Source organism: Actinoplanes sp. NPDC051633 (genome assembly GCF_040681735.1).
Classification (GTDB): domain Bacteria; phylum Actinomycetota; class Actinomycetes; order Mycobacteriales; family Micromonosporaceae; genus Actinoplanes.
In genome coordinates this window covers 1-6,058 of record NZ_JBFAZH010000416.1, presented here as the reverse complement: position 1 = coordinate 6,058, position 6,058 = coordinate 1, and the positions used below count along the sequence as shown (strand labels likewise).

The 6,058-nt window shown below is 69.6% G+C and carries 7 protein-coding genes; 6 read left to right on the top strand and 1 reads right to left on the bottom strand.

Annotated elements, in window-relative coordinates:
* Positions 1-73 precede the first annotated feature (73 nt).
* Both AB0M20_RS22360 and AB0M20_RS22355 read left to right on the top strand, forming a co-directional pair.
* A complete protein-coding gene (locus tag AB0M20_RS22360) occupies positions 74-718 on the top strand; it encodes a response regulator transcription factor (protein ID WP_364301044.1) in 645 nt (214 codons plus the stop codon).
* Positions 715-2,469 carry a histidine kinase gene (locus AB0M20_RS22355; protein ID WP_364301042.1) on the top strand — a complete coding sequence of 585 codons (1,755 nt, stop codon included), beginning with the start codon at positions 715-717 and terminating at the stop codon, positions 2,467-2,469. Before AB0M20_RS22360 ends, AB0M20_RS22355 begins: the two co-directional genes overlap by 4 nt.
* Positions 2,470-2,479: 10 nt before the next feature.
* Here AB0M20_RS22355 and AB0M20_RS22350 read toward each other — a convergent pair whose 3' ends face one another.
* Positions 2,480-3,400, bottom strand: coding sequence for an NADP-dependent oxidoreductase (locus AB0M20_RS22350; protein ID WP_364301040.1), 921 nt, complete (start codon positions 3,398-3,400; stop codon positions 2,480-2,482).
* Positions 3,401-3,592: 192 nt separating this feature from the next.
* Between AB0M20_RS22350 and AB0M20_RS22345 the strand changes: the two genes are divergently transcribed.
* From AB0M20_RS22345 to AB0M20_RS22330, 4 genes are all read left to right on the top strand, one after another.
* Complete coding sequence (locus AB0M20_RS22345) at positions 3,593-4,204, top strand: helix-turn-helix domain-containing protein (RefSeq protein WP_364301038.1); 612 nt, start codon at positions 3,593-3,595, stop codon at positions 4,202-4,204.
* A gap of 50 nt (positions 4,205-4,254) precedes the next feature.
* Complete coding sequence (locus AB0M20_RS22340; RefSeq protein WP_364301035.1) at positions 4,255-4,728, top strand: Chromate resistance protein ChrB; 474 nt, start codon at positions 4,255-4,257, stop codon at positions 4,726-4,728.
* A complete protein-coding gene (locus AB0M20_RS22335) occupies positions 4,725-5,156 on the top strand; it encodes a chromate resistance protein ChrB domain-containing protein (RefSeq protein ID WP_364301033.1) in 432 nt (143 codons plus the stop codon). Before AB0M20_RS22340 ends, AB0M20_RS22335 begins: the two co-directional genes overlap by 4 nt.
* The coding region (locus tag AB0M20_RS22330) for a chromate transporter (RefSeq protein WP_364301031.1) at positions 5,153-6,058 on the top strand (906 nt) is incomplete at its 3' end. The genes AB0M20_RS22335 and AB0M20_RS22330, both read left to right, overlap by 4 nt.

Sequence of the window (6,058 nt, the reverse complement as noted above, 5' to 3'; positions counted from 1 at the left end):
ATCGGGAACCCTCCCGATCATCGGGCACTTCTTCCTACGGCCATAGGCAATTGCATGGGAGGAGGATGAAGGCATGCCCATCCGCGTCCTGATCGCCGACGACCACGCCGTCGTGCGAGACGGCCTTTCCCTGGTGCTGGGCCAGTTGGACGGCTTCGAAGTCGTCGGCGAGGCGGCCACCGGGGACGAAGCAGTCAGACAGGCCGTGCTCCTCAAGCCGGACGTCATCTTGATGGACGTCCAGATGCCCGGCCTCGACGGCGTCGTAGCGACGCGCCGGATCACCGACCTCGTCCCGAGCGTCGCCGTTCTCATGCTGTCGATGTACAGCGACGAGGCGGCAGCGGTCGGTGCCATGCGCGCCGGGGCACGGGGATACCTGCTCAAGGGAGCGGGTCACGCCGACGTGGCGGCAGCGTTGCGCGCGGTCGTCGCGGGTCAGGCCGTATTCGGACAAGGGGTGGCTGACGTGCTCCTGGCACAGATCGGCACCGCCGGTCCCGCCCGGGGCTACCCGTTCCCCAAGTTGTCCGAGCGGGAACGCGAGGTCCTGGACCTTCTGGTGGCCGGCAAGCGGACGAACGAAGTCGCGGCGGCATTGTTCGTCTCGCCCAAGACGGTGAGCAACCAGCTCACGTCGATCTACGGCAAGCTCGGCGTCGTGGGCCGCACCGAGGCGATCCTGCTCGCCCGCGAACACGGGCTCCCGTTCCGATGACGCCGGACTCCGTAGATGTCGGCTGGGCTGTCGCCGGCGTGCTCTTCGTCACGTCGGGTCTCGGACTCTGCCTCCGAGCCAAGGCATATTCGTCCGGTGGTCTCTTCGCCGCCGCCGGGGCTCTCCTGATCGTGGCCGGATTTGCGCCGACCGGCGCGGATGCGGCCTACGCCGGAGTGGCGGCGATGGCCCTACTGACCGCGGCGATAGCGACATATCCGCGTTTCACGTGGAACCTCGCCGGCGCGCTGACGCTGGCAGCCGCGCTCTTGGGAACACCCGTGCTCGCCCACCAACTGGGTGGAGCCGACGGCCTCAGCGTCGACAACATCGCTTGGATCGCCTTCGCCCTCGCCACCGTCGGAGCAAGCCACCTGTGGTGGCGACTGGAAACCTCACCCGCCGAGACACGGAGTTCGTTGCTGTGGGTGCTGAGCACCAGCGGCGTAACCCTGTTCCTCATCGGCATCGTCGCATTGGCCGGAACGCGTACCGTCCTCTCGTCCGTCGCCGACGCAAGCTTGGGACTGATCGGCATTGCGGCCCTGCTCGGCGCCGACCGGCACGGCAGGCTCGACGGTCGCTGGTTGGCGTCGCGTGCCGCCGCTTGGTTCTTCTCCATCGCGTGTGTATTCGCAACCGCGACTCTCATCTTCACCGTCGTTGAGTGGCGCTCGAATTCCACACCGGGAATCGTCGCGATGGCGGTCACCACCGTCGTGTGCGGAATCCTCTGGAACCCACTGCTCAGAGTCATCCAGAGAGTGGCCGACGGTGTCTTGTTCGGATTCCGGCCCGACGCGCTGACCGCGGCCCAGCGGGTTGCGGTCAGCATCGGCGACGATCTCAATTCGGCGATTCGAGCGATCCAGGAAGGCTTGGTGCTGCCGTACGCCGCGCTCGCGCTGGCCGGCGAAGACCGGATCGAGGTCGGCACCCCCACTGATCATCGACGCATCTTCTCGATCGACTTCAACGATGAGCACATCGGTGACCTGGTCGTTGGGATACGTCCTGGCGACCTCGGGTTGTCCCGCGACGACGAGCGCGTACTCACCCTCGCCCTCCCGATGCTGGTGCAGACGATCAAGGCTCGATCCCAGGCCGCGAGCCTCCAACGAGCACGTATGGCGAGTGCGTCGGCGCGCGAGGAGGAACGGCGTCGACTGCGTCGCGACCTCCATGACGGCCTGGGGCCTCGACTGACCGGGATCGCCTTCACCGCAGATGCGGCAAGGCTGGCAGCGGCGAACGGCGCGACCGCTCCGATGCTGGACCGGATCCGCCATGAGGCGGAGACGGCTATCAACGAGATCCGCGAACTGGCGTACGGCCTGCGCCCGCCGGCCCTGGATGAACTCGGCCTTCTGGGTGCCCTCAAGGTCAAGGCCGATGCGCTTCATGGCCTCCCGATCGACCTCGAGGCGAGCGATCTTCCGCCGCTGTCCGCGGCCGTCGAGGTCGCGGCCTACCGGATCGTCATGGAGGCGCTCACCAATGTCGCCAGACACAGCGGCGCGACGCGGGCCAAGGTTGCACTGCGCGTGGACGAAGACTGCCTCGCGATCGAAATCTCGGACAACGGGAATGCCGGAGGGGAGTGGGTGCCCGGCATCGGCTTGACCTCGATGAGAGAGCGGGCCGGCGAACTGGGTGGCATCGTCACCTACCGCGGCACGCCGACGGGCAGCACGGTGACGGCGGAACTACCGCTGAGGACCTCCGGGGCAGCCGCCCTTCACGACGGCTGACGTGCATCCATCAGGCGACGGTGATCGAGATCTTGCCGCGGGTGCCGCCGGCGAAGGCGCCGAACGCGTCGGGGACCGCGTCGAGGGGGTAGGTGCGTTCGATCGGGACGGTGATGCGGCCGGCGGCGAGATCGTCGGCGAGACGGTTCAGGGTGCCCGGAGCCGGGTTGGCCATGATGAAGGTGGCGGCCGGATGCTGGTCGGGGCCGTAGCCGATGGTGCTGGCGATGCGGCCCTTCTCGGTCAGGAGTTCCGACAGCACCGATCCGTCACCGGCGAGGTGCACGATCACGTCGACCCCGGCCGGGCTGGCCCGGCGGACCTGGGCGAGCAGATCGCCGGTGTGGTCCACCACCTCGTGCGCGCCCAGACCACGGACGAAGTCGGCCTCCTCGCCAGGCCTGGCGGTGGCGATCACCGTAGCGCCGGCCGCGACGGCGTACTGGATCGCGATCGCGCCGACGCCGCCGGTCGCCCCGCTGATCAGCACGATCTCACCGGTCTGCGGAGTGACCGCGTCGAGCGCGTCCACCGCCGCGGTGCCGGCCAGGCCGACCGCGCCGGCGGCGGCCACGTCCACGCCCTCGGGCAGCTTCGCGACACCGATCTCCTCGGACACGGTGACGTACTCCCCGAACCCGCCGTCACCGAGAAACGCCTTGGTGACCACCCCGAAGACCCGGTCGCCGACCGAGAACCGCGTGACGCCGTCGCCGATCGCCTCGACCGTGCCGGCGAAGTCCTTGCCCAGCACGACCGGAAAACGGTGCTCCATCATCCCGACGACGTGACCACCGGCGACCGACAGGTCGAACCCGTTGACCGACGACGCCTGCACCTTGACCAGCACCTCACCGGCACCCGGCTGCGGCGCCGCCACCTCGGTGACCTCGGGCTTCGCACCCTTCTCGGTCGTCACAACGGCCTTCATGGCATCTCCTCGAAAGAATCCTCGAAAGAAGTGGAGGCCTTCCTCCACTCGACGTTGTCAGCGTAGCAGGGAAGTGGAGGTAGACCTCCAGTTCCTGATAAGGTGATCCACGTGACTTCGACGCCGCGTGACCCTGGTACGGCCGGCAGTGGCGGGCTGCGGGTCGATGCCGAGCGCAATCGGCAGCGCATCGTGGATGCCGCCCGCGAGACCTTCGCCGAGGCGGGCATTGAGGTGCCACTCGAGGCCATCGCCCGCCGGGCGGGCGTCGGCATCGGCACGTTGTACCGCCGCTATCCCACCCGCGCGGGCCTGATCGCCGCGGCGTTCGAGGCCAAGATGAGCGCGTACGCCGACGCGGCCCGGCAGGCAATCGCCAACCCGGACCCGTGGCGAGGATTCTGCGGCTACGTCGAGCAGATCTGCGGCATGCAGGCCGGCGACCGTGGCTTCACCAGCGTGCTGACCATGACCTTCCCGACCGCGAAGCAGTTCGAGGCCGACCGGGCCCAGGCCTTCGCCGACCTCACCACCCTGGTCGGGCGCGCAAAAGCGGCAGGCAAACTGCGGGCCGACTTCGTCGCCGAAGACCTGCCGATGTTCCTCATGGCCAACGCGGGCGTGCTCACGGCGACGGCCGACGCCGCGCCGGAGACATGGCGCCGACTCGTCGGCTACCTTCTGCAAGGCTGCGCCGCATCCGGGGCCGAGCCGCTGCCGGACCCACCCGAACCCCGCCAGATGTACCGGGCCATGCTGCGCGCCACTCGGCAACAACGCGGCCGATCAACGGATCATCCATAGGCGCAATAGGGCTTCTTGCTGATCTCCTGTAACCGTGGTTACATCGGCATGTGGGTGACTGGGTGTTGCTGACCTATCGGGTGCCGCGGGAGCCGTCGGCGCCGCGGTTGGCGATATGGCGCAAGTTGAAGCAGCAGGGTGCGGCTCAGCTCAGTGACGGGCTGGTGGCGTTGCCGGCCGATGCGCGTACCCGGGAGCAGTTGGACTGGGTGGCCGAGGACGTCGTGGCCGCCGGCGGCACGGCAACCGTCTGGATCGCCAGGCCGGCCTCGGAGGCCGCGGAGCGGGAGCTGGCGCAGCAGCTCGCGGACGCGCGGGCCGCGGAGTATGCCGCGGTGATCAGCGAGGCCGCCGCGGCGGCCGAGCTGGCCGGGCCGGCGCGCGCCTCGGCGCTGCGGCGGCTGCGCAACGAGATGCGCCGCATCAGCAGGCGCGATTTCTTTCCCCCGGCTGAGCGGGATGCGGCCCAGGCGGCGGTGCGCGGGCTCGCTGCCAGTCCGGCTCCCGCAGCGGGTACGCGATGAGGTGGGCGACCCGGGCCGGCGTCCACATCGACCGGGCGGCCTGCGCGTGGCTGATCCGCACACACGTGGACGCGGAAGCGGAATTCGTGTTCGTGTCCGATCCGTCGCAGGTGCCGACCGACGCGACGCCATTCGACATGCGCGGCGTCGGCCTGACCCATCACGGCGACGACTGCACGTTCGAGACCATCCTGCGCCGCTACGACCTGCACGACCCGGTGCTGTGGAAGATCGCCGAGATCGTCCACGAAGCCGACCTGGAGGACGCCCGGTACGACGCGCCGGAGGCACCCGGCGTGGACGTGATCCTGCGCGGACTGTCCATGGTGACCACCGACGAACGGATCCTCGAGGTGACGGCGCCGATGTTCGACGGCCTGTACGCCTACTACCGCCGCGCCCTTTTGCTAGGAAGGCCCCCCGCATGACGACGACCCAGCCGATGCGCGACGTGGTGCCGTTCCGCGACGCTGTGCGCACATGGTTCGGCATCTCGCTGCAGACGTTCGGCGGCCCGGCCGGGCAGATCGCCGTGATGCAGCGACACCTGGTCGACGAACGCCGGTGGATCGGCCAGCAGCGTTTCCTGCACGCCCTGAACTACTGCATGCTGCTGCCCGGCCCCGAGGCCCAGCAACTCGCCATCTACGTCGGCTGGCTGCTCAACGGCGTGCGCGGTGGCCTGGTGGCGGGCACGCTGTTCGTGCTGCCCGGCTTCGTGGCTCTACTCGCCCTGTCCGCGGTGTACGTGGGCTTCGGCGACACCACCGTGGTCACCGCCCTGTTCGCCGGGCTGGCCCCGGCCGTGGTCGCCGTGGTCGCGCAGGCGGTGTGGCGGGTCGGCACCCGGGCGCTGACCAATCCGGTCCTGGTCGGGTTCGCGGTCGCCGCCTTCGCGGCACTGGCGGTGTTCGGGGTGCCGTTCCCGCTGGTCGTCGCGGCAGCGGCCGTGGCCGGCTGGGCGTTGCACCGGTTGCGCCCGGCGCTGATCGCGAGCAACGGCGGCCACGGCAAGAACGCCGACGGCCCGCCACCCCTGATCCCGGACGACGCCCTGCACCACGACCGGCCGTCCGCCCGCCGCGCGGCGACGATCCTGGTCGTCGGCCTCCTGGCCTGGTTCGTCCCGGTGGCGCTGGTCGCGGCGATGACCGGGATCGGCAGCATCTACACCCAGCAGGGCCTGTTCTTCTCGGGCACCGCGGTAGTCACCTTCGGCGGCGCCTACGCGGTGCTCGCCTACGTGGCACAGCGGGCGGTGGAGGACTTCGGCTGGCTCTCGACCGGCGACATGGTCCGCGGCCTGGCGCTCGCCGAGTCCACGCCCGGC

Coding starts and splice junctions, on each gene's coding strand:
- AB0M20_RS22355 (WP_364301042.1), top strand. CDS start 715: ATGACGCCGGACTCCGTAGATGTCGGCTGGGCTGTCGCCGGCGTGCTC.
- AB0M20_RS22335 (WP_364301033.1), top strand. CDS start 4,725: ATGAGGTGGGCGACCCGGGCCGGCGTCCACATCGACCGGGCGGCCTGC.
- AB0M20_RS22350 (WP_364301040.1), bottom strand. CDS start 3,400: ATGAAGGCCGTTGTGACGACCGAGAAGGGTGCGAAGCCCGAGGTCACC.
- AB0M20_RS22360 (WP_364301044.1), top strand. CDS start 74: ATGCCCATCCGCGTCCTGATCGCCGACGACCACGCCGTCGTGCGAGAC.